Annotated in this window: 30 protein-coding genes and 1 pseudogene; 11 read left to right on the top strand and 20 right to left on the bottom strand. The window is 71.2% G+C overall.

Going from position 1 to position 24713, the window contains the following annotated elements; all coding sequences use genetic code 11:
• Positions 1–2: 2 nt before the first annotated feature.
• The 5 genes from LQ326_RS35070 to LQ326_RS35050 form a co-directional block, all read right to left on the bottom strand.
• Complete coding sequence (locus LQ326_RS35070) at positions 3–662, bottom strand: hypothetical protein (protein WP_234543114.1); 660 nt, start codon at positions 660–662, stop codon at positions 3–5.
• A gap of 325 nt (positions 663–987) precedes the next feature.
• A complete protein-coding gene (locus tag LQ326_RS35065; protein ID WP_181802406.1) occupies positions 988–1563 on the bottom strand; it encodes a heme-binding beta-barrel domain-containing protein in 576 nt (191 codons plus the stop codon).
• Positions 1564–1789: 226 nt separating this feature from the next.
• Positions 1790–2668, bottom strand: a complete 879-nt coding sequence (locus LQ326_RS35060; protein WP_234543113.1) for a hypothetical protein — start codon at positions 2666–2668, stop codon at positions 1790–1792.
• On the bottom strand, positions 2665–3504 hold the full coding sequence (locus LQ326_RS35055; RefSeq protein WP_234543112.1) for a hypothetical protein: 840 nt from the start codon (positions 3502–3504) through the stop codon (positions 2665–2667). Before LQ326_RS35055 ends, LQ326_RS35060 begins: the two co-directional genes overlap by 4 nt.
• 245 nt (positions 3505–3749) lie before the next feature.
• The gene (locus LQ326_RS35050) at positions 3750–4478 is read right to left on the bottom strand and encodes a hypothetical protein (protein ID WP_234543111.1); all 729 of its coding nucleotides are present in this window, start codon (positions 4476–4478) and stop codon (positions 3750–3752) included.
• Between the two features lie 432 nt (positions 4479–4910).
• Here LQ326_RS35050 and LQ326_RS35045 point away from each other — a divergent pair, with 432 nt between their 5' ends.
• Positions 4911–6467, top strand: a complete 1557-nt coding sequence (locus LQ326_RS35045; protein ID WP_234543110.1) for an alpha-1,2-mannosidase — start codon at positions 4911–4913, stop codon at positions 6465–6467.
• Between the two features lie 72 nt (positions 6468–6539).
• On the opposite strand, the gene LQ326_RS48875 is transcribed toward LQ326_RS35045, so the two are convergent.
• The 3 genes and pseudogenes from LQ326_RS48875 to LQ326_RS48435 form a co-directional block, all read right to left on the bottom strand.
• Positions 6540–6653, bottom strand: a complete 114-nt coding sequence (locus tag LQ326_RS48875) for a DUF397 domain-containing protein (RefSeq protein WP_372497039.1) — start codon at positions 6651–6653, stop codon at positions 6540–6542.
• Positions 6654–6958: 305 nt separating this feature from the next.
• A pseudogene (locus tag LQ326_RS48440) lies at positions 6959–7060 on the bottom strand (XRE family transcriptional regulator); the annotation flags it as partial.
• A gap of 11 nt (positions 7061–7071) precedes the next feature.
• Positions 7072–7338: a Scr1 family TA system antitoxin-like transcriptional regulator gene (locus LQ326_RS48435; protein WP_308402075.1), complete on the bottom strand. Its 267-nt coding sequence runs from the start codon at positions 7336–7338 to the stop codon at positions 7072–7074.
• A 230-nt stretch (positions 7339–7568) separates the two neighbouring features.
• Between LQ326_RS48435 and LQ326_RS35030 the strand changes: the two genes are divergently transcribed.
• Positions 7569–7943, top strand: coding sequence for a hypothetical protein (locus LQ326_RS35030; RefSeq protein WP_234543109.1), 375 nt, complete (start codon positions 7569–7571; stop codon positions 7941–7943).
• Between the two features lie 66 nt (positions 7944–8009).
• Here the strand turns inward: LQ326_RS35030 and sigJ are convergent, their stop codons facing one another.
• Positions 8010–8966, bottom strand: a complete 957-nt coding sequence (gene sigJ, locus LQ326_RS35025; protein ID WP_234543108.1) for an RNA polymerase sigma factor SigJ — start codon at positions 8964–8966, stop codon at positions 8010–8012.
• A gap of 146 nt (positions 8967–9112) precedes the next feature.
• Here sigJ and LQ326_RS35020 point away from each other — a divergent pair, with 146 nt between their 5' ends.
• The gene (locus LQ326_RS35020) at positions 9113–10189 is read left to right on the top strand and encodes a nuclear transport factor 2 family protein (RefSeq protein WP_234543107.1); all 1077 of its coding nucleotides are present in this window, start codon (positions 9113–9115) and stop codon (positions 10187–10189) included.
• A gap of 25 nt (positions 10190–10214) precedes the next feature.
• Entirely contained in the window at positions 10215–10577 is a 363-nt protein-coding gene (locus LQ326_RS35015; protein ID WP_234543106.1) for a DsrE family protein, read from the top strand.
• Positions 10578–10612: 35 nt separating this feature from the next.
• Here the strand turns inward: LQ326_RS35015 and LQ326_RS35010 are convergent, their stop codons facing one another.
• Entirely contained in the window at positions 10613–11101 is a 489-nt protein-coding gene (locus LQ326_RS35010; protein ID WP_234543105.1) for a MarR family winged helix-turn-helix transcriptional regulator, read from the bottom strand.
• A 41-nt stretch (positions 11102–11142) separates the two neighbouring features.
• On the opposite strand from LQ326_RS35010, the gene LQ326_RS35005 reads away from it, so the two are divergent.
• On the top strand, positions 11143–12081 hold the full coding sequence (locus LQ326_RS35005) for an alpha/beta hydrolase (RefSeq protein WP_234543104.1): 939 nt from the start codon (positions 11143–11145) through the stop codon (positions 12079–12081).
• A 169-nt stretch (positions 12082–12250) separates the two neighbouring features.
• Here the strand turns inward: LQ326_RS35005 and LQ326_RS35000 are convergent, their stop codons facing one another.
• From LQ326_RS35000 to LQ326_RS34970, 8 genes are all read right to left on the bottom strand, one after another.
• Positions 12251–12514, bottom strand: coding sequence for a DUF3099 domain-containing protein (locus LQ326_RS35000; RefSeq protein WP_234543103.1), 264 nt, complete (start codon positions 12512–12514; stop codon positions 12251–12253).
• A 213-nt stretch (positions 12515–12727) separates the two neighbouring features.
• On the bottom strand, positions 12728–13015 hold the full coding sequence (locus tag LQ326_RS34995; RefSeq protein WP_093501297.1) for a DUF1416 domain-containing protein: 288 nt from the start codon (positions 13013–13015) through the stop codon (positions 12728–12730).
• 73 nt (positions 13016–13088) lie between these two features.
• A complete protein-coding gene (locus tag LQ326_RS34990) occupies positions 13089–13928 on the bottom strand; it encodes a sulfurtransferase (RefSeq protein ID WP_234543102.1) in 840 nt (279 codons plus the stop codon).
• A 121-nt stretch (positions 13929–14049) separates the two neighbouring features.
• Positions 14050–14130 (bottom strand): Ms5788A family Cys-rich leader peptide, encoded by an 81-nt coding sequence (locus LQ326_RS48870; protein ID WP_350751515.1) that lies wholly within the window; start codon positions 14128–14130, stop codon positions 14050–14052.
• 201 nt (positions 14131–14331) lie between these two features.
• Complete coding sequence (locus LQ326_RS34985) at positions 14332–15066, bottom strand: LmeA family phospholipid-binding protein (protein ID WP_234543101.1); 735 nt, start codon at positions 15064–15066, stop codon at positions 14332–14334.
• A gap of 252 nt (positions 15067–15318) precedes the next feature.
• Entirely contained in the window at positions 15319–16398 is a 1080-nt protein-coding gene (locus tag LQ326_RS34980; RefSeq protein ID WP_234543100.1) for a hypothetical protein, read from the bottom strand.
• Positions 16399–16407: 9 nt separating this feature from the next.
• Positions 16408–16662, bottom strand: coding sequence for a MoaD/ThiS family protein (locus tag LQ326_RS34975; RefSeq protein WP_234543099.1), 255 nt, complete (start codon positions 16660–16662; stop codon positions 16408–16410).
• 63 nt (positions 16663–16725) lie between these two features.
• Positions 16726–17562: an alpha/beta hydrolase gene (locus LQ326_RS34970; protein WP_234543098.1), complete on the bottom strand. Its 837-nt coding sequence runs from the start codon at positions 17560–17562 to the stop codon at positions 16726–16728.
• Positions 17563–17740: 178 nt separating this feature from the next.
• Between LQ326_RS34970 and LQ326_RS34965 the strand changes: the two genes are divergently transcribed.
• The 6 genes from LQ326_RS34965 to LQ326_RS34940 all read left to right on the top strand — a co-directional run bounded on the left by LQ326_RS34965 (position 17741) and on the right by LQ326_RS34940 (position 23803).
• Positions 17741–18520, top strand: coding sequence for a response regulator transcription factor (locus LQ326_RS34965; protein ID WP_234543097.1), 780 nt, complete (start codon positions 17741–17743; stop codon positions 18518–18520).
• Between the two features lie 107 nt (positions 18521–18627).
• Complete coding sequence (locus LQ326_RS34960) at positions 18628–19650, top strand: LacI family DNA-binding transcriptional regulator (RefSeq protein ID WP_234543096.1); 1023 nt, start codon at positions 18628–18630, stop codon at positions 19648–19650.
• Positions 19651–20042: 392 nt separating this feature from the next.
• Positions 20043–21191 carry a S1C family serine protease gene (locus tag LQ326_RS34955; protein WP_234543095.1) on the top strand — a complete coding sequence of 383 codons (1149 nt, stop codon included), beginning with the start codon at positions 20043–20045 and terminating at the stop codon, positions 21189–21191.
• Between the two features lie 42 nt (positions 21192–21233).
• The gene (locus LQ326_RS34950) at positions 21234–21548 is read left to right on the top strand and encodes a hypothetical protein (RefSeq protein ID WP_234543094.1); all 315 of its coding nucleotides are present in this window, start codon (positions 21234–21236) and stop codon (positions 21546–21548) included.
• A gap of 102 nt (positions 21549–21650) precedes the next feature.
• Positions 21651–22385, top strand: coding sequence for a response regulator transcription factor (locus tag LQ326_RS34945; protein WP_181802870.1), 735 nt, complete (start codon positions 21651–21653; stop codon positions 22383–22385).
• The gene (locus LQ326_RS34940; protein WP_234543093.1) at positions 22382–23803 is read left to right on the top strand and encodes a HAMP domain-containing sensor histidine kinase; all 1422 of its coding nucleotides are present in this window, start codon (positions 22382–22384) and stop codon (positions 23801–23803) included. The genes LQ326_RS34945 and LQ326_RS34940 overlap by 4 nt, the downstream gene beginning before the upstream one ends.
• On the opposite strand, the gene LQ326_RS34935 is transcribed toward LQ326_RS34940, so the two are convergent.
• Positions 23778–24137: a hypothetical protein gene (locus LQ326_RS34935; protein ID WP_234543092.1), complete on the bottom strand. Its 360-nt coding sequence runs from the start codon at positions 24135–24137 to the stop codon at positions 23778–23780. The genes LQ326_RS34940 and LQ326_RS34935 overlap by 26 nt on opposite strands.
• Positions 24134–24484, bottom strand: a complete 351-nt coding sequence (locus LQ326_RS34930) for a DUF6247 family protein (RefSeq protein ID WP_234543091.1) — start codon at positions 24482–24484, stop codon at positions 24134–24136. Before LQ326_RS34930 ends, LQ326_RS34935 begins: the two co-directional genes overlap by 4 nt.
• Between the last annotated feature and the right edge of the window lie 229 nt (positions 24485–24713).

Raw genomic sequence — 24713 nt, 5'->3', positions numbered from 1 at the left:
TCTCAGAACCGGGGCGTTCTGACGCCGCTCAGGACGTCCGCCCGGCCGGCCAGAACGGCCTGGAACCGGTCCATGGCCTGCGCCTCCTTGACCAGCTCGGGGCTGAGATATCCGAGCACGCGATAGACGGTGTCATGGTCGGCTGCGAGGTGCCGATGATGGATCGGCTCGTGGTGCATGACGCGGTTACGCAGCAGGACCAGCGAGGTCAGATCGCGATAGAGGTGGTTGCGACGTCCTCGGTAGTGCGGGAACGCCGAGTGCAGGGCGGGCACCCAGAAGTGCCGGTCGTAGCCATGGCTGAGCAAGGAGACCCAGAAGCCGAAGGACAGCTCCGCCACCATGTCGTCCGGCGTGGCGTGCGACAGACGGCGCTCGCAGGAGCGGCGCGCGTCGTCCACCAGCCTCCGGCTGCGCTCGTTCAGGGGCGCCGCGGCCCACCAGTCCCGTCTTCCGTGGTGGCCCGCGAGCGCGTCGTGCAGGGCGTTTCGCAGGGTCAGCTCCAGGCAGTGGAGGGAGCCCAGCAGTGCTGCCGAGACCTCGATGTTCCACCAGTACAGCCGTTCGGCGGCTCGGGCGTCACCGTGCGCGGCTCGGATGTACCGCCTCAACCGAGGCAGGGACAGGTCGCGCACCATCCATTCGGGCAGGCGGCTGGACATGGTTTCCCCCTTGCTGGTGGCAGCGTGCGCACCCCGTGCGCGTGTGCACGCACGGTGGTAATCTGCGAAGCGAACGTTCCGGGCTCGCCTCTGCATCGCAAGCCACCCGGAGCACAGCCTCCGGAGCCCCGGTCGCAGGCATGTTGCGACCGGGGCTCCGCGCATTCACGGGGCTCGGCCGCCCCTCCACGAAGACACCATCACTGTAGCCATCCGACCCGACGGCATCAAGCGCATTGCCATGCCGCGAAAACTGTTAACCCTGAGGCGTGAAACAAGGCCCCGGCGGCGATCCGCAGCGAGGCCTTGAGGAAGCAGCAGAGGACTACTTGAAGAACGCGATCCCGTCGTCCGGCAGGTCGTCGGGGAGGGCCTTGGCCCAGCGTTCGACGTCCTCCGGGGTGACGACCTTCTTCAGGTGCGCGGACATGTAGGGACGCAGCTCGACCTCGGGGGTCTGCTTCTCGCCGACCCACATGAGGTCGCTCTTGACGTAGCCGTACAGGCGCTTGCCGCCGCTGTAGGGAGCGGAGGCGGCCGTACGGGCCACGGCGTCGGTGACCAGGTCGATCTGGGGCTTCTTGTCGGCCATCTCGCCGTACCAGATCTCGATCACGCCGTCGTCGCGGACCATCGTGACCTCGACCTTGCGGCTTGCCTCGATGCGCCAGAAGCCGTGCTCGGTCTCCAGCGCGCGGACCTTGTTCCCGTCGTGGTCCAGCACCCAGGTCTGGGAGTGGTACTCCAGGAAGTCCCGCCCGTCGTGGCTGAAGGTGACCTCCTGGCCGAAGTTGCACTTCTCCGAGCCCGGGAAGTCGTGGACACCCGCGCCGGCCCAGCTGCCGAGCAGGAAGGCGAGCGGGACGAGGTCCTTGTGCAGGTCGGACGGAATCTCGATCATGAGTGGTGGTTCCTAGACTCGGACCGGGGTCAGCGCTGGCCCTGGTACAGCTTCTTCACGGTCAGCCAGGCGAAGGCGATGACGCCGACGCAGACCAGGACCAGCAGGGTTTCGTAGAAGGCTTCCACGGGTGCTCCTTGAGCGAGGACGGGCGGACGTACAAGAGCCGGGCCCCAGCTTACGCGGCCCGGACCCGGCCCTCTTGGCGAGGTACGCCCGCACGGGGTCAGCTCATCAGCTCGCCCTGCAGTGTCACCGTCTGGTCGAAGGGGACGGCGAGCGCGCCGCCCTTCCTCGACTGGATGATCACGGCGACGGTGTCCCCGGAGGCGAGGTAGGCCGCGCGGACCTGTTCGGCCCCGTACGGCCTGGTCTCGCGGACCGGGACCGTGTCCACGTCCGGCACCCGGGCCGCCTTCGGGAGGGAGTCGTCCATCTCGTACGCGTCGCCGCCGCGGACCCGGTGGATCGGCGCGGCGTTCACCGTGAGCTCGTCGCCGAGCACGTGGTCCGCGACCGCCCCGGTGTCGAACTGCAGCAGGTAGACGCGGGTGTGCGTGCCGTCGGCGGTGGTCCAGCCGCGGGCCGTGATGTGCCGCAGGCCGTTGTCGGTGAGCCGCTGGGCCACGTCCTCACGGTCCGACGCGAGCGGGAACTCCTTGAGGAACGTCTTCGTCGGCAGCCAGCCGTCCGTCCCCTTGAGCGACGCGTCGGCGGTGGCGCCCTTCGGCGCGGGCAGCACGAGTTCACGCAGGTCGGCGTAGTGGGCGCCGGCCGGGTTGCGGGCGTCGTCGTTCGGGCCGGGGCTGCCGGAGGGCAGCGGGGGCTTCACGAGCACGGGGTACGCCCAGCGGCCGTCGGAGTGGGTGGCGAGACCGGGGACGTCGGTGCGGTCGAGGCGGGTGATGCCGTACGCCGTCCCGCAGCCGACGACGGCGAAGACGGCCACCGCGCAGCCCCAGCGGAGCGCGGCCCGCAGCAGCCGCCGGTCCTTGCGGCCCTTCTGAGCGGACTCGAAGCCGGCCTCGGGGGCCTCGGGGGCTGCCTCGGGGGCTGCCTCGGCGGCCACGACGGGCTCCGGCTGCTGGTTCACTTCCATGGTCATACGGCCGCCCCCGGCTCCTTGATGCGGTCGAGCTGTGCGCGGAGCATGTCCGCCGCGCTCTGCTTGTCCAGCGGCTTGGCCGCGGTGGCGGTCGCGGTGACCAGGATGTCGCCGACGTACCCGGAGCAGAACATCGTGTCGAGCTTCACGTCCTTGTCGGCCGGTGTCAGGAAGCACGCGGTCGAGTTCTTGTAGCCCTCGATCTCCGGGCCCTTGCGGAACACCTTCAGCACGTCGAAGAGCTCCTTCTGGGCGCCCGCCATGGAGCGGACGGTCCGCTGGTTGCCCATCCGCGCCAGCACGATCTCCATCGTGTACGGGGCGCCGAGTGCCGTGTCCGTGCTCACGTAGCTGCGCATCGCCATGCCCTTGACCGGGTCGCGGTCGATCCGCCGCTCCAGCTCCCGCCGCTGCGAACGCGGCAGGTTCTTGATCGACTCCTTGCGCAGCAGGGTCGCCTGCGCACCGGTCAGCGCGGCGTCCGACCCGAACTCGGCCATGTCCGGGCCCCGCCCGTACGTGTCGGCCTTGTAGGGCAGCAGCATCCCCTGGAGCCCGGTGGCCGCGGCCGCCTTCGTCTCCTTGCCGGCCTTCGGAAGGCGCCAGACGGGGGCGCCGGGGTCACGGTCGGCGTTGTGCACGGTGACGACGGTGACGGCACCGGCGGCGAGCACGGCCACGGCCAGCACGCCGGAGGCGACGAGGGCGACGACACGGCGGGGGTCGCGGGGGCGCTTCGGGGCGGGGTCGACGGGTACCGCGGGGTCGGGGGCACCGGCTGCCGGGGCGGCGGGGTCGACGGCTGCCGGGGCGGCGGGGGTCGGCTCAACAGCCACCGGCTCAGCAGGGGCCGACTCGACAGGCGTCGATGCAGCGGAGGTCGGCTCAACAGCCACCGGCTCGGCAGGCGCCGACTCGACGGGCGTCGACTCCACGGAGGCCGGCTCAACAGCGACCGGCTCAGCAGACGCCGGCTCGACAGGCGCCGACTCCACGACCGTCGGTGCAGCGGAGGCCGGCTCAGCGGCCGGCGGCTCGGCGGGGGCCGGCTCGGGGTTCTCGGTGGTTTGCGGGTTCTCGCTCACAGCTGCTCCATCTGCCGCTTCGCCAGGTCCAGCACCTTCGCCTTCGGGATCGGCTTCGTGTCGTAGATCCAGACCTGCATCTCGATGTCCCCGCGCCACGCGTGCGCCTCCGCCGTGTACAGGCTCACGCCGTAGGAGGTGTCGGGCTTGGGGTGGACGTACGCCATGCCGTCGCCGGTGCCGGGTATCGGCCAGCTCCGGGTGTCGAAGTCGTCGGACGGCTGGGCGTAGTAGTAGCCGTCGCTCGCCGCGTCGGCGGCCTCCGTGCCCTTCTCCTCCTGGCGGAACTGGATCAGCTGGATCTGCACGCTGTACGTGCTGCCCTCACGCCAGTCGGTGACGGCCGCGCGGCGGAACTCGTCTTCCTCGGTCAGGCTCCGGAAGGCACCCGCCGGGTACTTGAACGTGTCCGCGTACTCGGCGAGGTCCATCCACCCGTTCTCGCCCGCCTGGACCAGCCCCTTGCGCGCCCCGCGCGGCTTCTTCAGCAACAGCTTGCGCAGATCGCCGTCGACCTTGACCTTCCGGTCCTGGGCGGCCGACAGCGGCTCCGGACCGGCACCCTTCGCCTGGGCGAGCGACGGCTGGGAGAGCGACGGCAGCGCGGTGGGCTCGCGATCGGCCTGGACGAGATAACCGGCACAGGTACCGGCCACGACGCCGAGCACGGCGGCACCGGCGATCAGCGCGGCGGTACGGCGCCTCTTCCGCCCGTCTTCGGGCACGGCTTGCGGAAGCGTTTCCGGCTGGGTTTCCGGCTGGGTTTCCCGCGGTGTCCCCGGCGGAGTGTCCGGCAGGGTCCCCGGCGGAGTGTCCGGCCGGGGTTCCGGTGGTGTTTCTGATGCGTCCATTTCGTCCCCCTGTGCACAACGGGAGCGCGGATTCCGTGATCCGCGCGCCACAGGAGACTCATGGTCAGCTCAATGAGTTGTACAAGGTTGAATCACGATCAGGACACCGCCGCGAGCCGGACAGGGATCGGCAGCGCACCGCCGTCCGGTCCGGGCGGCGCGGCGCGGCGGCACGGATCCCCAAGTGTGTTGGCTCCAGGGCCTGTTGTCAGTGACCCCCACTATGTTCTGCGGTGTCGGCGGCCGTCAGGCCGCACATGTCGCTGCCGGCAGGACCGGCATGCCCCGAACGACGTAGGGACACGCATGGAACCCGTATTCGCCGACTTCTCCACCGACCCGGCCCAGCTGTCGAACGCCGTGGTCGCCCACCACCGTTGCGGCATCGCCCCTTCGCACCTCGCGCTCGGTGCCGGCGGGCACATCAGGCTGGACTTCACGGTGGACGAGCGGGAGGAGATCGCCGAGGCCGTCGTGGCGGTGACCGTGCTCGGTGCGAGCGCCCCGATGGACGTCCTGCTCAACGGCAAGTCCCTCGCGGAGCAGTTGGCGACACCGGGGGCCGGGGCGCACAGCGACCCGCAGGTCACCGTGGTCGGTGTGCCGGGGGAACTCCTCCGCACGGGCGACAACCTGCTGGAGGTCCGCAACCCGGAGGGCGCGGAAGGACTGCTGCGGCTCCGGGCCGTCACCGTGGCCCCGGCGCACGACCGGGACCGCTCGGAGCGCGCCATGGCGGCCCGGTCGGCCAAGCGGTCCGTCGTCGCCTTCGGCACCGAGGTGCGCGCCGCCGGCTCCACCGGCTGGCAGACCGCTCCCCGGCTGCTCTTCCACATCGACGGCGGCGAGCGGGCCCTGCCCGCCCACCTCTCCTGGCGCGGGACGGACGGGGCGGAGGCGGCGATCGGGCTGCGCGCGGACCTGTCCGGTTTCCTGGGCCACCGCAGGACCGCCGACGGCGCGGTCACCGAGTACCGCGGCATGCTCGCCGACCGCTGGGCCTACCCCGAGGGCACAGCGGGAGCGCCCCTGCACCGGTTCTCCACCGAGGACGGGATCGACGGCGCCTGGACCCCCTCCGGCGAGCTGCGGCTGCTGCTGGACGACGGCGGGGCGCCCGTGGAGCGGGTGACATGGACCGACCGGCGAGGCACCACCGCCTCGGTCGTGCTGAGCCCCGGCGGCACGCCGGCCGTGCAGGAGACCGCGGGGGAACTGCGCGACATCACCCGCGCGGTGACCGGGGTCGAGGCGAGCGACGAGTTCGAGATGGCGGGCGAGGTCGCGGAGAACCTGCTCGGCAAGTCCCGCAGCAAGTGGCTGGCGAACGACGACACCGCCGAGCTGGAGTTCACCTTCGACCACCCCGTCGCCGTCGCCGGTTACCGGCTGACCTCGGCGAACGACGCGCCCGACCGGGATCCGGAGGACTGGTTGCTGCAGGGCTCACACGACGGCGGCCACTGGACGACCGTCGACTCCCGCACCGGCGAACGCTTTCGGCAGCGCCACGAGACGAAGGAGTACTCCGTCGCCTCCCCCGCGCCCTACGCCCGCTACCGCCTGAGCATCACCGAGAACCAGGGCTCCGACCAGATCCAGCTCTGCCGGGTCCAGTTCCTCGCCTGCGCGGCCCCGGCCGCCGGACCGGCGCGCGCCGCCGACTTCACCGGCTACCGCGCACCGCGCGGGGGCGCGCCGGTCGGATACCGGGGTACGACCGTCCCCGGCGGACAGGAGGAGCCGGAAGGGGCGCAGGCCCCGGCAAAACTGCTCGCCGGGGACCTCGGCGACACGGCCCGCGGTCTGGACGACGCGGCCCGCCTCATCGGCAAGCTGGCCGAGTACCTCAAGCACTCCTGACGGGGCCGAGAGGGCGCGGCACGGCTCCGTGCCCGGCGGGCCGGCGGCCGGCGCCTCAGACCCCGTCCGCCTTTACCGCCACGACGAAGGCCCCCCGGCGGGGGCTCCGAAGAGGAGCGCTCCGCCGGCGGGGGCCTTGCTGTCACGGACGGGAACGAGGGAGGCGAGACCGGCGGCGACTTCCAGGCGGCGGCCGCCGTCCTGGTCGCTGCGGCTGCTCTCGTGCCAGGAGGCGGCCAGGAGATCGTCGGAGACTTCGACGCATTCACCGCCGTCCTGATTGCTGTAGCTGCTCGTGCGCCAGTCGGCGGTGCGGAGGAGGTCGTCGGAGAACTCGACGCACTCGCCGCCATCCGTGTCGCTGTAACCGCTCTTGCGTCAGGAGGTGTTGCCCACGTCGACCGCTCGCACGGCACTTCCTCCGACATCCGCAAGATGAACGTGCGTGACCCGGCAGGGTTGAGCGCCAGGTCACGCACAGCATCACAAGTACGGTGCGGGCGTTCAGTCCTGCTGGTTTCTTCGACCGGTTCACCCCGTACGTCGTTTTCAGCGTAGGCCACAGTGCGGGCGTCCGGCAGTCGCAGAAACATCACGTCGGTGTTCACCAGGCCGTGGGGCCCGCTGCCGAACGGGGCGGGACGTGAAGGGTGATGTCAGGGCGCTCCGAAGCCTCCAGCAGATGCTCCAACTGGGCCCGCCACGCTTGGAGATCACCCAGCGCATTGCGCAGGACCGCCTCGAACAGGATGCCCCGGGACGGCGGCGCATCCTCGTCGTCCAGCATCTTCTGCCGTCCGATACGCGCCTCGATCCGCTGCTCCGGTTCCCTCGCCCTTGAGACCTCCGGCCACAAGCGCCTCTCGCACATGGCCAGGCGCCCGGGCTCCTGGCTCCGCCCCGCCGCCACCCGCCCCTGCGGCACCGCGGCCCTCCCCGGTTCCCCGTGGCATTTGTGGAATCAGCGCCGCCAGACGGGGAAGAACCGGCCCTCATCGGCGTGCCGCCCGCACTTCCTGGCCGTCCTCGTAGCAGCCTCGATACGCAGAGTAGTCCAACTCGCGCATTTCGTATAGATGTTGGACGAAAGGAGCAAATGCCATGGAGCCCGGAGCCCTGCTCTACGACACCGCCACCGACCAGGTGGGCGAGTACCGGGACCGGTCGGGGCCGTACGCGATGCTGCGTCCGGTGGGAGGAGGGAGAGAGTGGCAGGCCGATCCGGCGGCACTGCGCCCCGCCACCGACAGAGAGCGGATCAGCGCGGGCGTCCGCGCGGCGAACGACCGCAGCACGTGGGCCGTACCAGCGTCCCCCGACGACCTGAGCCGCCCGCCCCGGCCCGTCCCCGGCTGCACGCAGTGCACGGATCTCGACGGCCGCCGGGAGACCGCGTGGGCCGCCCACGACCACAGCGCGGCCACCGACGCGAACGTGCTGCTGCGCAAGCACCAGCGCGCGGAGCACCGGCCGTGACCCGCCGGGTCTTCGCGGGCGACGCCGTCTGACTCCGGCGTGCGGCGTGAGGCGGGTGTCCGGCCCTCAGCCGAGCCGCCAGGGGCGGAGCTTCTCGGGGTTGCGTACCGCCCAGATGTGCCTGACCCGGTCGCCCGCGATCTCGAAGGCGAAGACGGTCGCGACGGCGCCGTCCTGCCGCGCGACCAGGCCGGGCCGGCCGTTGACCGTGCGCTCCAGGAACGTCGTGCGGTGCCCCGAGACGCGTGCGATCTCGGCGTAGGCGTGGGCGATCCGCTCGCCGCCCACGATGGGGTGGAGGTGGGTGACGGCCAGGCCGCCGCCGTCGGCGGTCGCGGTGGCGTCGGGGTCGAGCAGGCCGATGAGGGCGTCGATGTCCTGGGCCTCCCACGCCGTTCGGAACCGCCTGACGATGCCGGCCTGCCCGACGCCCGGGCCCGCGGGCGGCTGCGCGGTGCGGACACGGCGGCGGGCCGACGAGGCCAGCTGGCGGCAGGCCGCCGGGGTACGGCCGACGATCGCGGCGACCTCGCCGAACGGGTAGCGGAAGACGTCGTGCAGGACGAACGCGACGCGCTCGGCCGGGGTCATCACGTCGAGGACGACCATGAAGGCCATGGTCACCGACTCGTCGAGGGTGATCCGGTCGGCCGGATCGGTCCCGCGGGCGCCGGGAGCTGCGCCGGTCCACTCCGTGGGTTCGGGCAGCGGCTCCGGGATCCAGTCGCCGACGTACGTCTCCCGTCGGGCCCGCGCCGAGCCGAGCAGGTTCAGACAGATACGGCTGGCGACCGTCATCAGCCAGGCGCCGGGCGACTCGATGGCCTGCTGCTCCCGGACGGACATGGCGTACCAGCGGGCGTAGGTCTCCTGCACGACGTCCTCGGCGTCGGCGAGGGACCCGAGGAGCCGATAGCCGAGGTTGATCAGCCGCCGCCGCTCGCTCATGATCGCGCCGAGGCCGGGATCGCTCTGCTCCTCCCGCTCTTCGTGCTCGTTGCCGGGCTCGGCTCCGATGGTCATGGTCCGCCCGTCCCCCTCGCTCGCCTCTGCCTCTGCCTGTACCCGGTACGACAGGACAGCCCGCCGGAATGTGAGGTTGCCGCACCGCCTCACATTCCGCGGGGCCGCGTTGTCGTACCGGCGAGGACGACGACAAGGGGACTTTGATGAACGACTTCCAGGCCATCGCGGACCGCGTCGAGATCGAGGCACTGCGCGGCGAGTTCACCGACGCGGTGATGATGCGCGACCGGCCTCGCCTGGCCTCGCTGTTCACCCCGGACGGCGCGCTGCGCATGCCGGACATCCCCGCCGAGCTGATCGGCCGCGAGGAGATCATCACCGGGAGCGAGCGGTTGCAGAGCGTGTGGGACTTCTTCGTGCAGAACACCCACCCCGGCACGATCGTGCTCGACGGCGACACGGCGACCGGCCGCGCCTACATCCAGGAGCTCGCGCGCACTCTCGACGGCCGCGAGGGGCTCAACTACGCCGTCTACCACGACCGTTACCAGCGCACCGAGGAGGGCTGGAAGTTCGCCGAGCGGGTGTACGAGATCAGGTACCTCGACACCTCCCCGCTGGCAGGCGCCGCACCCCAAGCGGCCCCTGCCGCCCCTGCCGCCGCCCCCGCCGCCTCCTTCGCCGACCCGGCGTCGGCCGAGCGACTGGAGCGGGCGGCCGCCGCGCTGCGTGCCAACGGCTTCGCCGCCGAGATCCTGGACGACGCGGCGGCCGCGCGCGCCCGCGTCAGGGACCTGATCCCCGCGGGCGCCGGCGTGCTCACCGGAGCCAGCGAGACGCTCCGGCTGTCCGGCATCGACGACGACATCAACACCGGCGACCGGTACGACGCCATCAGGCCGCGCGTCCTGGCCATCGACCGGGCCACCGGCGCCGACGAGATCCGCAGGCTGCTCGCCGGCCCCGATGTGGTCGTCAACAGCGTCGCCGCGGTCACCGAGACCGGCTCGCTCGTGCTCGCCTCGGGCAGCGGCAGCCAGCTCCCCGCCAACGCGGGCGGGGCCGCTCAGGCGGTCTGGATCGTCGGCGCGCAGAAGGTGGTGCCCGATCTGGGCACGGCGCTGCGCCGCGTCGAGGAGCACGCCCTCCCGCTGGAGGACGCCCGCGCCCGTGCGGTGTACGGGTCGCCCAGCGCCGTCAACCGTCTGCTGGTCCTCAACGCGGAGCCCCGTCCGGGGCGCGGAACCGTGCTGCTGATCCGGGAGGCGATCGGATACTGACCCGGGCGGTGGTTACGCTTCCGGCATGGCGAAGAACCTGGTGATCAAGGTGACGGCGGGGGCGGACGCCCCTGAGCGGTGCTCGCAGGCGTTCACGGTGGCGGCGGTGGCCGTGGCCAGCGGCGTAGAGGTGTCGCTGTGGCTGACCGGCGAGTCCGCGTGGTTCGCCCTGCCGGGCCGCGCCGCCGAGTTCGAACTCCCGCACGCGGCCCCCCTGCCGGACCTCCTCGACTCCCTCCTCGCGGGCGGCCGCGTCACCCTCTGCACCCAGTGCGCGGCCCGCCGGGACATCACGGAGAAGGACGTCATCGAGGGCGTACGCATCGCGGGCGCCCAGGTCTTCGTCCAGGAGGCGATGACGGACGGGACCCAGGCGCTCGTGTACTAGCGCGCCGGGGCGCGGTCAGCCGGTGGGGACGCGGGTCAGCCGGTGGGGGTGCCGACGTCGTCGCGTTCCAGTGCGGAGCGGAGGTTCGACAGAGCCTGCGCGACGGCCGGCAGGGCGTGCTCCCCGAAGGTCTGTCCGAAGGTCTCCGCGAGCAGTTCGGCGAGCCGCTCGCCGGCGGTGGCCTCCGCCGCGTCGACGAGCGTCGCGCCGTCCTCGGTGAGCGCCAGCAGTGACGACCTGCGGTCCGCGGGATTGGCCTGCCGGACGACCCAGCCACGTTTCTCCAGGCGGTCGACGCCCTTGCTGGTCGCCCCGATGCCGATGGCGAACGCGGCGGCGACGTCCCCCACCCGGGACCCGGGATGGTCCCGCACGTGACGCAGCACCTCGAACTGCGACGTGACGATCCCGTGCCGCTCCCGGAGACGGTCGTTGAGGGCGTTGTACAGACGCGTCTCGCAACGGACGAGGTCGTCGAAGAGCCCCAGGAGGCCGGTACTGTCGTCGTCCCATCTATATGCCACGGCATATAGTGTAGCGGCATGTACTTCAGAGGGGAGCAGGGATGAGCAAGGAACAACGTGCGCTGCTCGACGCCAGGCTGCGGCAGCCGCGTCCCGCCGGGGACCCGTCGGTCGAGGGGATCCGGGCCGGGTTCAGGGCGCTGATGGCCGAGATGATCGTCCCGGAGGGGATCCGCACCACGGCCACGACGCTGGGCCCGCGCCCCGCGCTGCTCGTCGAACCCACCGCGGAGCGACGGGCCGGGACGCTCCTGTACTTCCACGGCGGGAGCTTCGTGTTCGGCTCCCCCGAGACCGCGCTGTCACTGACGGGCAATCTCGTGGTCAGAACCGGCTTCCGGGCCCTCTCGCTGGACTACCGGCTGGCCCCCGAGCACCCGTTCCCGGCCGCCGTCGAGGACGGGCTGAGCGCCTACCGTGCCCTGCTCGACAGCGGCGCGGACCCGTCGGGCGTGGCGTTCGCCGGGGACTCCGCCGGCGGTGGCCTGGCCATCACCACCTGCCTCGCCGCCCGGGACGCGGGCCTCCCGCTGCCGGCGGCGATCGTGGCGTTCTCGCCCGGACTCGACGCCACCCGGACCGGTGAGAGCATGGAGACCAGGGCCGGTGCCGACCCGTTCCTCACGCGGGAGGCCCTGGAACACACCGGGGCCATGTACCTGGCGGGGCAGGATCCTCGCCACCAGCTGCTCAGCCCGGCCGTCTTCGCCGACCCGACCGGCCTGCCGCCCATGCTGCTGCAGGCAGGCACCAACGAAGTCCTCCTCGACGACTCCACCCGCATGGCCGACCGGGCGCGAGCCGCCGGAGTGGACGTCGTCCTCGACATCACCGCCGACGTGCCGCACGTGTTCCAGGCCTACGCCGGCGTCCTCGACGAGGCCGACGAGGCACTGGACCGCGCGGCCCTCTTCCTCAGCCAGCGCGTCAGCACCCAGCGCATCAGCGCCGCGAGCACGGCGAGCGCGGGGGCGGACTGAGCGCTCCGCCGAAGGTGCGGCGACCTGCCGTCTGTCGACCGCCGCGCCGTCGTGGCCGGTCGCTCCCCCACTCTCGGCTTCGCTCGAGCGGGGGGGACCCCCATCGCGGTGGAGCCGCGTACCGGATGCGGCCCCGCGCCCCTGCCGGGGGCTGCCGAACCTCACCCGGTCAGGACCTCGGCCGCTTCTTCCCGTCCAGCTCGTCCCACCACTCGTCGGACTGCGGATCGCCGGAGGGGTCGTCCCACCAGCGGTCCTCGGGCCCCCGGCGGTTGGCGACCATCGCGGCGACGGGTGGGATGACCATGGCCACCAGGCACATCCCCACGGCGGCCGGGACCGACCAGATGCGTACCACGCCCCACGCCAGGACGAAGAGACCGATGCAGATCCCCATCATGACGAAGTAGACGCGACGGCGGCGGGCCAGCATGCCTCCAGGGTAGGTCGGCTCGCCCGGTCCGGCGCCACGGCGCAGAGCGCGGTCCCCGTCACCGGCGGGGCCGGCGGGCGGGGAGTCCGACGCGGTGCCCCGAGCGGGCCCGCGACGCAGTGCGGGAGGCACGTCAGGAAGGGAACGGCCGAGGGCCGCGCCGCCGGGGATGATCCGGAGGCGCGGCCCTCGGCCGTCGTGTCGGTGCTCTGCTCAGACCGCGATCGCGACCTCGGCCAGGCCGCCCTGCTGGGCGACGACCGTGCGGTCGGCGGTGGCGCCGGGGACGAGGGCGCGGACGGTCCAGGTGCCCTCCGCCGCGTAGAAGCGGAACTGTCCGGTGGCGGAGGTGGGGACCTCCGCGGTGAACTCGCCGGTCGAGTCGAGCAGGCGGACGTAGCCGACCACGGGCTCGCCGTCCTTGGTCACCTGACCCTGGATCGTGGTCTCACCGGGCTTGATCGTCGAGGGGTCCGGGCCGCCGGCCTTCGCTCCACACATGTCGTACTCCTGAGGATGGGTCCTGAAAGGTCGGTCTGAGGGTGTTGCCGGTGTTACCGGGTCCTGCCGGGGCCTACTTGCCGGCGCCGAGCTCGATCGGGACGCCGACGAGGCTGCCGTACTCGGTCCAGGAGCCGTCGTAGTTCTTGACGTTCTCGACACCGAGCAGCTCGTGCAGGACGAACCAGGTCAGGGCCGAGCGCTCGCCGATGCGGCAGTACGCGATGGTGTCCTTGGCGAGGTCGACCTGCTCGTCGGCGTAGAGCTCCTTGAGCTCGTCGTCCGACTTGAAGGTGCCGTCGTCGTTGGCGTTCTTCGACCACGGGATGTTGCGGGCGGTCGGGACGTGACCCGGACGCTGCGACTGCTCCTGCGGCAGGTGGGCCGGCGCGAGCAGCTTGCCGCTGAACTCGTCGGGCGAACGGACGTCGACGAGGTTCTGCGAGCCGATGGCCGCCACGACGTCGTCACGGAAGGCACGGATCGCGGCGTTCTGCGGCTTGGCCTTGTAGGTGGTCTCGGTGCGCTCCGGGACCTCCTCGACCAGCTCGCGCGCGTCCAGCTCCCACTTCTTGCGGCCGCCGTCGAGGAGCTTGACGTTCTCGTGGCCGTAGAGCTTGAAGTACCAGTAGGCGTAGGACGCGAACCAGTTGTTGTTGCCGCCGTAGAGGATCACCAGCGTGTCGTTGGCGATGCCCTTCGCCGACAGGAGCTTCTCGAAGCCCTCCTGGTCGATGAAGTCGCGGCGGACCGGGTCCTGCAGGTCCTTGGTCCAGTCGATGCGGATCGCGTTGCGGATGTGGTTCTTCTCGTAGGCGGACGTGTCCTCGTCCACCTCCACGATCGCGATCTCGGGGTTGTCCAGGTTGTCCTGGACCCAGTCGGCGTCGACCAGGACGTCGCTGCGGCTCATGCTCTTTCTCCTCCGGGGCAGTTGCGGCGGGGCGTGCGAATGCGGGTGGGTGCGCGTCGGGGCGCACGGATGCCCTCGGCGAAGGAGGGCAGGGGGGATGCGGAGGCAGTGGCCTCCACCGTCAGAAGGGGCGACAGAGCATGGCGGCGACGCGGCACAGGTCGACTGCCCGCCGCTTCGTGAGATCCGCCTGACGCTTCATGGGCTCGATCGTAGGGACGGATGCGCGGGCATGTCACCGGCATGTCGTATGGTGAGACGCGATCGTCCGCATTGTGGGACGAGAGCGGAGTCCGGGGCGTGGTTCCGGGGCGGCCGGGCGCCTGTCTCGGTCATCACATCTACTGTACGGACGCAGCCGTCTCGCGTGCTGGAACGGCGCCGGTGTCCGCCGTGCCGCCTTCTACCCGGCCAGCCTGACGTTCGAACCCCGCACCGCGATCTCCACACCGTTCTGCACGGCCTGAACCTTGTCCAGCTTGATGCCGCCGGGCAGCTGGTCGATCGCCTGCCGGAAGTCGGAGGCCTGGCGGAAACGGTCCTCCAGGAGGCTGACACCGGCGAGCTTGGGGAGGTTGTCCGCGTGCACCTGCACGGTGTTGTTCTTGACGGCGACCGTGCTGAGGACGGGCACCTTCTGGTGGGCGCCGCCGGGGACGCCGACGTCGAGGGTGACCTTTATCCTGCCGTCGCCGCCGTCCGCGAGACCGACGACCTGGCCGGTGAAGCCGAGGCCCAGGTCGGTGGGCGCCGACTTGGCGTTCTTCAGCAGCTCGTCGTAGGAGACCAGCGCGGTGCCGGTGGCGGTCTTCGCGGTGGCGGAGCTGTAGTCACCGGTGAAGGTGACGTCCTTCATGTCGGCGTTCAGGTCCTCGATGCGGATGGTCTTGCCGGCGGTGCCGGTGGCGGCGTCGTACTCCTTGATGCCGACGTGCACGTCGTCGAGGGAGCCGCTCGCGACCTGGGTGAGGAACGGGAAGCCCTTGATGGACACGTCGGGGGTGCTCGCGAGGCCCTCCGTCGTCTTCAGCTTGTCGGCGGCCTCGCCCTGGGCGAAGTGCACGGCCACCCGGTCGACGATCACGAAGAGGACGCCGAGGACGACGACAACGATCAGAAGGATTCGCAGGGCACGCATGTGGGTCGGATTCCCCCGGGGTCGACTGGTCATTCGATCCCGCCACGCTAACCCTGCGGGAGCGGGCCGACGCGAGATTGTGGAGCAGCTGTGACAAGGCCGCGGGGCGGGGGGCCGGGGGGCGCTGTCGGGCGCGGGCCGGTGGGGGCTGAGCGCGCAGTTCCCCGCGCCCCTTACGGGGCGCTGCCCAGCTCCACTGCCGACCGAGACGGGTGGGTGGGAAAAGCTTTTCGGCCTCGCCCCCTGGAAGGGCTAGTGCAGGATCCAGATCACCGGTGCCGCCGCCGTCAGCGGCAACGCCACGCCTGCCGTGAAGTGGACGAACCTCGACGGGTAGTCGTAGCTCGCCGCGCGGTGGCCGACGAGGGCGCAGACCCCGGCCGCCGCTCCGATCAGCGCGCCCTTCGTGCCGAGCCCCGTCATGCCGCCCACCGCGATGCCCGCCCCGGCCGCCGCGAGCAGGGAGACGATCACCGACGCCGCCGTCGGCAGCGGCAGCGCCCGCGCGAGGACCGCCACCGCGACCGCGGCCGCGCCGACCGACACCGTGTCGGGGTCCGCGCCCAGGTAGCCGGTCGCGATGATCGCCAGCGCGGAGGAGGCGACCGTGGCCATCAGGCCGTACATACGGGTGTCGGGGTCCGCGTGCGAGCGGAGCTGCAGGACGAGAGTGAGCAGGACCCACACGCCCAGCGGGCCGAGGATCGCCGCCGGGGCCTGGTCCCGGCCCGCCACCAGCACTGCCACGTCCGCCGTGACCCCGCCCAGGAAGGCGAGCGCGATGCCCTGCCGGGCCGGCCACATGCCGTTCAGGCGGAACCAGCCCGCCGCCGTCACGGCCTGGAGGATCACCAGCGGGACGACGAGGGCGTACGAGGCGATCGGCGCCGTCGCCGCGAGCAGCAGCCCCAGCAGCGCCGTGAGCAGCGCCGGCTGCATGCCCGGCTCGATGATCGGCGAGCGGCCCTCCAGACGGGCCCGCTGGGCGTCGGTGATCCGGGCGTTGCCCGAGACGGTCGCGGGACCGTAGCCCGCCGAGTCCGACGGTGCGGGGGCGGAGGCGGGTGCGGGCGCGGGCGCGGGCGCGGATGCGGGGTACGCCTGCTGCCCGGTGGCGTACGGCCGCTCGTACGACTGCGGTGGCGGATACGCCGTCTCGGAGGCCGCCGCCGGCGGAGCGGCAGCCTCCTGCACCGGGGCGTGCATCTGCGTCTCCCAGGTCTGCCCCTGCCACTGCTGGGTGGCGTACTGCTGCTCGTCGTACCCCCACTGCGGCTGGGCCGGGGGCTGCTGCTGGTACGGGTCGTAGCCCTCGTACGGCTGGTTGGTCATCGCTCTCGCTCACCCTCCTGCGAACGGCGGGAGCACCTCGACCGTGCCGCCCTCGGCCAGCCGTACCGTCTCATGTCCGCGCGTGCCCACGGGGTCACCGTCGATGAGGAAGGAGCATCGCCGCAGGACGCGCGTCAGTTCTCCGGGGTGTCGCGCGCGCACCGCGGCCAGCGCCTCGGCGAGGGTGTCCGCGTCGTACGGCTCCTCGGCGATGCCGGCCGCGGCCTTCGCGGCGGCCCAGTAGCGCACCGTGACCTTGGGCATCCGGTTCCTCAGGAAACTCGATGAGAACAATCAGTCGGCTGTGTACCTGTGTACAGGGTCAGGCTAGCCCGCCCGGGCGGCCGCCCAGTCGCCGATCCGGCCCAGCAGCCGCTCGCTCGCCGCGTGTTCGGCGTGCCCCATGCCCGGCTCCAGCCAGAGCTCGGCGGCGCCGCCCGCGGCGTCGGCCAGCATCCGGGGGTGGTCGACCGGGAAGTAACCGTCGTTGTCGCCGTGCACGATCAGCAGCGGGGTCGGGGCGATCCTCGGCACCGCCTCCACCGGCGAGAGCGGTACCGGGTCCCAGCCGCGGTGGTGGATACGGGTGCGGAAGCCGTAGCGGCCGACCAGCCGGCCCTCCGGTCTGGTCACCATCCAGTGGACGCGGCGCATGGGGGCGGTGCCCCGGTAGTACCAGCGGGCGGGGGACGACACGGAGACCACCGCGTCCGCACCGGTGCGCAGCGCCGCGTGCCGCAGGACCACCGAGCCGCCCATCGAGAAGCCGACGGTGACCACGCGCGCGTGGCCGAGGTCCCGGGCCCACGCCACCGCCGCCGCCAGGTCGAGGACCTCGCGGTCGCCGACGGTGGTGCGGCCCCCGGACCGGCCGTGGCCGCGGAAGGAGAAGCTGACCACCGGCGCGTGATCCGTCAGGGCGGCCACCACCCGTCGTACGTGTGGCCGGTCCACGTCGCCCGTGAAACCGTGGGCGATGACGAACACCAGATCACGGGAAGGTGGCCGGGAGCCGTCGTATACGGCGGAGGCGGGATCGTATACGGAATCGATGGAAACCCCGTCGTCCGTGCGCAGAAACGTCCGCATAGAGGCGTTTCTGCTCGTCTCATATGCCGGACGAACGGTGGAACGTGCCACATGACCTGCCGGACCGATGCTCATGTGGGCTATTCTGCTGGCAGAGGACTCGGGCAGCGCCGCCACCGGGTCCTTTTGTGCTTTCGGAAGGGTTGTATACAAAGCGGGGAACTCCAGGTGACCGCTGATGTATGGAACTTCGGGAGCGCAGCGCAGTGTCATTGCACACAGTCCTCGCAGGGACCGAGGAGGAACCAGACATATGAGTTCTCTGCTGCTCCTGACCAACGCCCTCCAGCCGTCGACGGAGGTGCTGCCCGCTCTCGGCCTGCTCCTGCACAACGTGCGGGTCGCACCGGCCGAGGGGCCCGCACTCGTCGACACCCCGGGCGCCGACGTCATCCTGATCGACGGCCGCCGTGACCTCCCGCAGGTCCGCAGCCTCTGCCAGCTGCTCCGCTCGACCGGGCCGGGCTGCCCGCTGATCCTGGTCGTGACGGAGGGCGGGCTCGCCGCCGTCACCGCCGACTGGGGCATCGACGACGTACTCCTCGACACCGCGGGTCCCGCCGAGGTCGAGGCGCGGCTGCGGCTCGCCATGGGCCGGCAGCAGATCGTCAACGACGACTCCCCCATGGAGATCCGCAACGGCGATCTGTCGGTCGACGAGGCGACCTACAGCGCGAAGCTGAAGGGGCGGGTCCTCGACCTCACCTTCAAGGAGTTCGAGCTGCTGAAGTACCTCGCCCAGCACCCCGGCCGGGTGTTCACTCGTGCACAGCTGCTGCAGGAGGTCTGGGGGTACGACTACTTCGGCGGCACCCGGACCGTCGACGTACACGTACGGCGGCTGCGCGCCAAGCTCGGCGTGGAGCACGAGTCCTTGATCGGAACCGTCCGGAACGTCGGTTATCGATTCGTTACGCCTGAGAAGGGCGACCGGGCCGGTGACGCGGCCAAGGCGCACGCGGACCAGCCAAAGGCGGAGGATGCGGACGCATCGGCCGCCCTGGGCGCGGTCGAGGTGCCGACGGAGGCGTAGTCGCCGGCCGGGCGGGGCGCGGCCGTCACCCGGCCGGGGCATTGCTTCCGCAAGCGAAGCTTCGGTTCGCCCTGCCCAGAACGGGTCCATCCGCGTAGACTCCGCGCGTGGCCAAGGTGACTCGGGATGATGTGGCGCGGCTGGCGGGGACTTCCACCGCCGTCGTCAGTTATGTCATCAACAACGGACCCCGGCCGGTCGCACCGGCAACGCGCGAGCGTGTCCTCGCCGCGATCAAGGAGCTGGGGTACCGCCCCGACCGGGTCGCCCAGGCGATGGCGTCCCGGCGCACCGACCTCATAGGCCTGATCATCCCGGACGCCCGCCAGCCGTTCTTCGGCGAGATGGCGCACGCGGTCGAGCAGGCCGCGTCCGAGCGCGGGAAGATGGTGCTGGTCGGCAACACCGACTACGTCGCCGAGCGCGAGGTCCACTACCTCCGCGCGTTCCTCGGGATGCGCGTCTCGGGCCTCATCCTCGTCTCCCACGCCCTCAACGACCTGGCCGCCGCCGAGATCGACGCCTGGGACGCCCGGGTCGTGCTGCTGCACGAGCGGCCGGAGGCCATCGACGACGTGGCGGTGGTGACGGACGACCTCGGCGGCGCCGAGCTCGCCGTCCGCCATCTGCTGGAGCACGGCTACGAGTACGTGGCCTGTATGGGCGGTACGGCGGACACCCCGGCCGTCGGCGACCCGGTCTCCGACCACGTCGAGGGCTGGCGGCGGACCATGGCCGAGGCGGGCCTGCCCACCGAGGGCCGGCTGTTCGAGGCGCCGTACAACAGGTACGACGCGTACCGGATCGCCCTTGACATCCTCTCCGGTCCGCACCGCCCCCCGGCGATCTTCTGCTCCACCGACGACCAGGCACTCGGCGTGCTGCGGGCGGCCCGGGAGCTGCGCCTCGACGTGCCGGGGGAGCTGGCGGTGGCGGGCTTCGACGACATCAAGGAGGCGGCGCTCGCGGATCCCCCGCTGACGACGATCGCCTCCGACCGGCCCGCGATGGCCCGCGCGGCGGTGGACCTGGTGCTGGACGACGGACTGCGGGTGGCGGGGTCGCGGAAGGAGCGGTTGAAAACGTTCCCTTCGACGCTGGTGGTGCGGGGTTCCTGCGGGTGCGGGTAGGTCTGCGGCGGCGTGTTCTGACCGTGGTGCGCGTGGTTCTTTGACCGCGGTGCGTCGTGGTTTTTTGACCGTGGTGCGCGTAGTTCTTTGACCGCGGGTGCGTCGTGGTTGCTCGCGCAGTTCCCCGCGCCCCTAAAAGAAGGGCGTTGCGGTGAGCGCCCCCTCAGGGGCGCGGGGCTGTATCGATGTGCGGCTCCGCCGCGTGGGCGCGACCAGCCCCCACCGGCCCGTACTCGCAGAAGTCGCGGACCCACAGCAAAGCCTTCATGAACGGCGTCTGAGAACATCGGCCGACCTGCGAGAAGCTTCCTTATATCGGGCAAACACGCTTCTCGCGGCGTTCTCAGCGGACACTCAGGGAGCTCTCATGGTCGCGGGACAAGCTGTTTGTCATGACCGAGAGCTTCCGCCGCAGCGGCGAGTACGAGAACCCGCAGGGTCCCCAGGGTGACGCCTACCAGGGCGCGTACCCCCAGCAGCAGCACGCCTCTTCGCCCTCCCCCGTGAACCCGGAGTGGCCGCCCCCGCCCGCCCACCAGCCGGTGACCGTGGAGCCGGCGGCGGCCGGCGGCGGACAGGGCGGCTACGGCGGCGGTACGGCCGTACTCCCCACCGTCGGCGCCGACGGTGAACACCCGGAGCACTCGGCCCACGGCAAGAAGGGGCGCACCCGGGGCCCGATGGCCCTGCTCGCCGCGGTCGCCATCGTCGCGGCGGCCGTCGGCGGCGGCACCGCGTACGCCTTCCAGGAGCTGACCGGCAAGAACGAGGTCGTCTCCAGCAGCACCACCACCAGCGTGGTGCCCTCCAGCAAGAAGGGCGACGTCGCTTCGATCGCCGCCGCCGTCAGCCCGAGCGTCGTCGAGGTCAAGGCGACCCTCAGCAACGGCACCTCCACCGGCTCCGGCGTGGTCATCACCAGCGACGGCGAGATCATCACCAACAACCACGTGATATCCGGCGCCCAGTCCATCAAGGTCACCACCAGCGACGACAAGTCGTACACCGCCCAGGTCGTCGGCACCGACAGCTCCAAGGACCTCGCCCTTCTCAAGCTCCAGGGCGCCTCCGGCCTCCAGAAGGCCACCCTCGGCAACTCCGACGGGGTCCAGGTCGGCGACACGGTCGTCGCGATCGGCTCCCCCGAGGGCCTGACCGGCACCGTCACCAGCGGCATCGTCTCCGCGCTCAACCGGGACGTGACCGTCTCCACCGACGAGGGTCAGCAGGAGCAGCAGCAGGGCGGCGGCAGCGGCCAGTGGCCGTTCTCCTTCGGCGGCCGGCAGTTCAACGGCGACACCGGCTCGTCCACCACGACCTACAAGGCGATCCAGACCGACGCGTCCCTGAACCCCGGCAACTCCGGTGGCGCGCTGATCGACGCCAGCGGCGACATCGTCGGCATCAACTCGGCGATGTACTCGGCCAGTTCGGCCTCGTCGTCCTCCTCGGACGCGGGCAGCGTCGGCCTCGGCTTCGCCATCCCGATCAACACCGTCAAGTCCGACCTGGCCAAGCTGCGGGCGGGCTCCACCAGCTGAACCACCCGGCGCCCGAGCAGCGCCTGAGCAAGGGAGTACGTCATGATCAAGCAGGTTTCGCACACGATGGCCGCCGACAGCCCGGCCGGGTTCAGCCTGGCCCTTGCCGTGGCGTACGAACTCCACGCACCGACCGAGGCCGTGGTGGCGCCGACCCCGGCACCGCGCGCCCCGGAGGCCCTGGTGGTGGTATCGACCCCGGCCCCGCGCGCCCCGGAGGCCACGATGGCACCGGCCCCGGCCCCGCGCGCCCCGGAGGTCGTGCCCGCCCCGCAGCTGATGGGCCTGCGCACCTCCGCGGCCCGGCCGCACCAGCGCAAGGTGCCGCTGAGCCGCATGACCCTGGTCCGCGGCTAGGGGCGTACCGCCCCACCAGCGCTCACACCCGACAGCCCGGAAACATGCGAGGCTGAGAGGCGTCCCCGCCCAGACCCACCGCACCCCGAGGAAACGCGAGCGATGAGCCCCGCCGATGGCGACCGTGAACCCCAGCGCATCCTGATCGTCGACGACGAGCCGGCCGTACGCGAAGCCCTCCAGCGCAGCCTCGCCTTCGAGGGATACGAGACCGAGGTCGCGGTCGACGGCGCGGACGCGCTGGAGAAGGCGACGGCCTACAAGCCGGATCTGATCGTCCTCGACATCCAGATGCCCCGCATGGACGGCATGACCGCGGCCCGCCGCATCCGCGGCGCGGGCGACACGACGCCCATCCTGATGCTGACGGCCCGCGACACGGTCGGCGACCGTGTCACCGGCCTCGACGCCGGGGCGGACGACTACCTGGTCAAGCCCTTCGAGCTGGACGAACTCTTCGCCCGCATCCGAGCCCTGCTGCGCCGCAGCTCCTACGCGGCCTCCCTGGCCGACGGTGCCCAGGAGGACGAGGCCCTCACCTTCGCCGACCTGCGCATGGACCTGGCGACCCGCGAGGTCACCCGGTCCGGCCGCCAGGTCGAGCTGACCCGCACCGAGTTCACCCTCCTCGAGATGTTCATGGCGCACCCGCGCCAGGTCCTCACCCGCGAGCAGATCCTCAAGGCCGTCTGGGGCTTCGACTTCGAGCCGTCCTCGAACTCCCTCGACGTCTACGTCATGTACCTCCGCCGCAAGACGGAGGCCGGCGGCGAACCCCGACTCGTCCACACCGTGCGCGGCGTCGGCTACGTCCTGCGCCAGGGCGGCGCCGAGTGAACAAGTTCGTCCGCCGCTTCCGCACCCTCCCGATCCGCGCCCGCCTGTCGATGCTGGTCGCGGCGGCGGTGGCGTTCGCGGTGGCGGCGGTTTCGGTGACCTGCTGGTTCATCGTGCAGGGGAAGCTGTACGACCAGCTTGCGAGCGATCTGCAGAAAGTGCGGGGACCGGCGAACATCGTCGCCCAGAACGCCCTCATCAACTGCACCAGCACGGTCCAGGACACCAGCGGCCTGCGGATCAGCTACGGCCAGGTGGTCAAGACGGACGGCACGTACTGCCTCACCCGCGACGCCACGGGCGTGATCAAGGTCAGTCAGGCCGACAAAGACCTCATCAAGGCCGGAAACACCGACACCCTCTACTTCAGCAACGGCACCGACGTGGACGGCAACCCGCTGCGCGTGATGACGCAGGTGTTCCCCACAGAAAGCGGCTCCTACGTCGGACTGATCACCGCCGTCCCCCTCAAGAGCACGCAGAACACCCTCAACGACCTCGCCCTGCTCCTCCTTCTCGTCTCCGGCGTAGGAGTCCTCGGCGCCGGAGCCGCAGGCCTTGCCGTCGCCCGCGCCGGTCTCCGCCCCGTCGACAAGCTCACCGAGGCCGTCGAACACGTCGCCCGTACCGAGGACCTGAGCGTCCGCATCCCGGTGGAGGAGGAGTCGGACGACGAGATCGCACGGTTGTCCCGCTCCTTCAACAGCATGACCAGCTCGCTGGCGAGCTCCCGGGAGCTCCAGCAACAGCTCATCGCGGACGCCGGTCACGAACTGCGCACCCCCCTCACCTCGCTCCGCACGAACATCGAACTCCTCACCCGCAGCGAGGAGACCGGCAGGCCCATCCCCCCGGCGGACCGCAAGGCGCTGCTCGCCTCGGTGAAGGCGCAGATGACGGAGCTGGCGTCGCTGATCGGCGACCTCCAGGAGCTGTCCCGCTCGGAGGGTCAGCGCGGTGAGCGCCTGCAGATCGTGGCGCTCCAGGACACGGTCCAGGCGGCCCTGCGCCGCGCCCGCCTGCGCGGTCCGGAGCTGACGATCACGGCCGACGTCCAGCCGTGGTTCGTACGCGCGGAGCCCTCCGCCCTGGAACGGGCGATCGTCAACATCCTCGACAACGCCGTGAAGTTCAGCCCCGAGGGCGGCACGATCGACGTCGCCCTGGAAGGCGGAGTCCTCACGGTCCGCGACCACGGCCCCGGCATCGCCGAGGACGAACTCCCCCACGTCTTCGACCGCTTCTGGCGCTCACCGAGCGCGCGGGCCCTGCCCGGCTCGGGCCTCGGCCTCTCCATCGTGGCCCGCACGGTCCAGCAGGCCGGCGGCGACGTCACCCTGGCCCGCGCCAACGGCGGCGGCACGGTGGCGACGGTACGACTGCCGGGGGCGCCTACGGCTCCGCCGGAGGTTCCGTAGGCGTTTCGACCCCCAGCCAGAAGAGTTCTTCCACCACGATCTGCGGATCTTCGGTTCGGCGGACGAAGCTGTACTTCAGCCAGCCCCTTATGTTGTCGAACAAGCAGACGTGGCGGCCCTTCGGATCATCGGAACGGACTGGCATGACCCGCATGCCGTCAGGAAGCCCTGAACCGGCGTCGATACCGCGAAAATACGGGTCCTTCGCGGTTACCAGTTCGGCACGCGCGACTTTGACCATCTCACGGACATGATCAGGCAGTGCCTCGAACGCGGCGCCTGCATCAATTCGCCAGTCCATCTGCCAGGGCGGCCCCATGAACCCATCAGTCACGCGCCAGGCTCCAGTTCTCGCGCCCGGTAGTGAATTTTGGCTGCCTCTTCCAGAAGGGCCTTGGCTTCGGCGCTGTCAGTGCACTCGTACGCCGCACGGTATTCGAGGTCGCGCACGCGCGCGTCCAACTTCCGGTCGCGGGCGATGGCGTACTCACCCCACCACAGGGCCATGAACGCCGGCACCGGACCGAGGTCGTACGCGTCGGCGATCGCCCACTTCCAGTGCTCGTCGAAACCAGGAAGCAGCTCGGGAGCATGCTCGGCGATGGCCGCGCGCAGCGCCTTCGGCGTCCGCTCCGGCATCGGTGGGATGACCTGGTCGTTCTCCGTGGCGTGCGCGGTCATGACCGGTGCCCTCCTTCGACGCTTCAGGTCTACGACCATAGCCGCCCCGCACTCCGTGGATCAGTCGTTCGTGTCGTCGTCACGGGATCCAGGGTGTGGGCGGCACCGCCTCGAACATCCTGACCTGGGGCATATGTCACCCGAACGTGCGCGGGCCCGCGTCCGGCTTGACCCCGTCCGCGAACACGGGCCGGGAGGCGGCCGCCAAGACGACGCGTTCTCGTCGCGG

It is taken from the genome of Streptomyces shenzhenensis, from assembly GCF_021462265.1.
Lineage (GTDB): Bacteria > Actinomycetota > Actinomycetes > Streptomycetales > Streptomycetaceae > Streptomyces > Streptomyces shenzhenensis.
Note: the sequence above shows the minus strand (reverse complement) of the source record. Positions and strands in the feature narration are given on the sequence as shown.

Excerpts from the sequence above, each read along its gene's own strand:
- LQ326_RS48435 (WP_308402075.1), bottom strand. The coding sequence starts at position 7,338 with ATGTGCGAGAGGCGCTTGTGGCCGGAGGTCTCAAGGGCGAGGGAACCG.
- LQ326_RS34930 (WP_234543091.1), bottom strand. The coding sequence starts at position 24,484 with ATGACCGCGCACGCCACGGAGAACGACCAGGTCATCCCACCGATGCCG.
- sigJ (WP_234543108.1), bottom strand. The coding sequence starts at position 8,966 with ATGACCATCGGAGCCGAGCCCGGCAACGAGCACGAAGAGCGGGAGGAG.
- LQ326_RS35000 (WP_234543103.1), bottom strand. The coding sequence starts at position 12,514 with ATGCTGGCCCGCCGCCGTCGCGTCTACTTCGTCATGATGGGGATCTGC.
- LQ326_RS34950 (WP_234543094.1), top strand. The coding sequence starts at position 21,234 with ATGATCAAGCAGGTTTCGCACACGATGGCCGCCGACAGCCCGGCCGGG.
- LQ326_RS35065 (WP_181802406.1), bottom strand. The coding sequence starts at position 1,563 with ATGATCGAGATTCCGTCCGACCTGCACAAGGACCTCGTCCCGCTCGCC.
- LQ326_RS35045 (WP_234543110.1), top strand. The coding sequence starts at position 4,911 with ATGGAACCCGTATTCGCCGACTTCTCCACCGACCCGGCCCAGCTGTCG.
- LQ326_RS34945 (WP_181802870.1), top strand. The coding sequence starts at position 21,651 with ATGAGCCCCGCCGATGGCGACCGTGAACCCCAGCGCATCCTGATCGTC.
- LQ326_RS48870 (WP_350751515.1), bottom strand. The coding sequence starts at position 14,130 with ATGAAGCGTCAGGCGGATCTCACGAAGCGGCGGGCAGTCGACCTGTGC.
- LQ326_RS34980 (WP_234543100.1), bottom strand. The coding sequence starts at position 16,398 with ATGACCAACCAGCCGTACGAGGGCTACGACCCGTACCAGCAGCAGCCC.
- LQ326_RS35060 (WP_234543113.1), bottom strand. The coding sequence starts at position 2,668 with ATGACCATGGAAGTGAACCAGCAGCCGGAGCCCGTCGTGGCCGCCGAG.
- LQ326_RS34975 (WP_234543099.1), bottom strand. The coding sequence starts at position 16,662 with ATGCCCAAGGTCACGGTGCGCTACTGGGCCGCCGCGAAGGCCGCGGCC.
- LQ326_RS34965 (WP_234543097.1), top strand. The coding sequence starts at position 17,741 with ATGAGTTCTCTGCTGCTCCTGACCAACGCCCTCCAGCCGTCGACGGAG.
- LQ326_RS35005 (WP_234543104.1), top strand. The coding sequence starts at position 11,143 with ATGAGCAAGGAACAACGTGCGCTGCTCGACGCCAGGCTGCGGCAGCCG.
- LQ326_RS34955 (WP_234543095.1), top strand. The coding sequence starts at position 20,043 with ATGACCGAGAGCTTCCGCCGCAGCGGCGAGTACGAGAACCCGCAGGGT.
- LQ326_RS34970 (WP_234543098.1), bottom strand. The coding sequence starts at position 17,562 with ATGAGCATCGGTCCGGCAGGTCATGTGGCACGTTCCACCGTTCGTCCG.
- LQ326_RS35015 (WP_234543106.1), top strand. The coding sequence starts at position 10,215 with ATGGCGAAGAACCTGGTGATCAAGGTGACGGCGGGGGCGGACGCCCCT.
- LQ326_RS34995 (WP_093501297.1), bottom strand. The coding sequence starts at position 13,015 with ATGTGTGGAGCGAAGGCCGGCGGCCCGGACCCCTCGACGATCAAGCCC.
- LQ326_RS35070 (WP_234543114.1), bottom strand. The coding sequence starts at position 662 with ATGTCCAGCCGCCTGCCCGAATGGATGGTGCGCGACCTGTCCCTGCCT.
- LQ326_RS34990 (WP_234543102.1), bottom strand. The coding sequence starts at position 13,928 with ATGAGCCGCAGCGACGTCCTGGTCGACGCCGACTGGGTCCAGGACAAC.
- LQ326_RS35020 (WP_234543107.1), top strand. The coding sequence starts at position 9,113 with ATGAACGACTTCCAGGCCATCGCGGACCGCGTCGAGATCGAGGCACTG.
- LQ326_RS34985 (WP_234543101.1), bottom strand. The coding sequence starts at position 15,066 with ATGCGTGCCCTGCGAATCCTTCTGATCGTTGTCGTCGTCCTCGGCGTC.
- LQ326_RS35030 (WP_234543109.1), top strand. The coding sequence starts at position 7,569 with ATGGAGCCCGGAGCCCTGCTCTACGACACCGCCACCGACCAGGTGGGC.